This window comes from Streptomyces sp. NPDC005070 (assembly GCF_053600395.1).
In genome coordinates, this window is record NZ_JBSFZS010000592.1 from 1 (window position 1) to 1,054 (window position 1,054).

General features: G+C 71.9%; 2 protein-coding genes. Both read left to right on the forward strand.

Features of this window, described 5'->3' with window-relative positions; genetic code table 11:
* The coding region (locus tag ACWEBX_RS41410) for a hypothetical protein (protein ID WP_451889816.1) at nucleotides 1-238 on the forward strand (238 nt) is incomplete at its 5' end.
* A 44-nt stretch (nucleotides 239-282) separates the two neighbouring features.
* Nucleotides 283-1,005, forward strand: coding sequence for a ScbR family autoregulator-binding transcription factor (locus ACWEBX_RS41415; protein ID WP_451889817.1), 723 nt, complete (start codon nucleotides 283-285; stop codon nucleotides 1,003-1,005).
* Nucleotides 1,006-1,054: the final 49 nt, after the last annotated feature.

The following is a 1,054-nucleotide window of genomic DNA, read 5'->3' on the forward strand; positions in this document are numbered from 1 at the left end:
GCGGTCCGGTGGTGACGGCGGCGTGACGGGCGCGGCCTGGCGGGGTGGCGGCGTGACGGGCGCGGCCTGGCGGGTGACGGCGGTGCAGTGGCGGGGCGGTGGTCTGGCGGGTGGCGGCGGGGTGGGTGTCGTCGTGGGTGTGTGCCGGTGGTGGGTGGTGGGGTGGGTGTTGTCGTGGGTGTGCGGTCGTGCCGGGTTGGCGTGTGCCGCCGGGGGTATGAGGCTGACCGTGGGGTAAGGTACCTCACGTTCGGTTTTGTTTTCCTTGGTGTGGAGGGTCCCATGGCACAGCAGGAACGTGCGGTACGGACCCGGCGCGCTGTTGTGGAGGCGGCGGCGGCTGTTTTCGCCGAGCGTGGTTACGCGGCGGCGACCATCGCGGAGATCCTCGAGCGTGCGGATGTCACCAAGGGGGCTCTCTACTTCCATTTCGGTTCCAAGGAGGCCCTGGCGCGCGGGGTGATCGATGCGCAGATCACGGCCGACTACTGGGTGCCGCGGGAGCTGAAGCTCCAGGAGCTGGTGGACATCTGCATGACGCTGGCCCACCGGATCCCGAAGGACGTGGTGCTGATCGCCGGTATCCGGCTCTCGGCCGACGTGCAGGGGCGGGAGCTGTTCGGCAGTGCCTGGCCCGCGTGGACCGAGCTGGTGACGGCGAAGGTGACGGAGGCCAAGGAGCAGGGCGAGGTGCTGCGGCACATCGACCCGCACGAGACGGCGGAGTTCGTCCTCGGCGCCTGGCTGGGCATGCAGCACCTGTCGGAGGCCTACGCCGACTGGGCGGATCTGTCCGAGCGGGCCTCCACGCTCTTTCGTTACGTCCTGCCGGCGATCGCCACCCCGGCCGCCCTGGTCAGCCTGGACATCGCGCCGGACCGGGGTGCGCGGGTCATCGAGGAGGCCGGACGCCTGGCAGCCCAGACCCAGACCCGGTCCGAGCCGCAGCCCCGGCACGAGCCGCAGCCCCGGCACGAGCCGCAGCCTGAGCCGGCGGCCGGCTGAGCCGGCGCGTTCGCGGGTCCGGCCGTTCCCGCGTCGGCGAAGATGCGGG

Coding starts and splice junctions, on each gene's coding strand:
- ACWEBX_RS41415 (WP_451889817.1), top strand. CDS start 283: ATGGCACAGCAGGAACGTGCGGTACGGACCCGGCGCGCTGTTGTGGAG.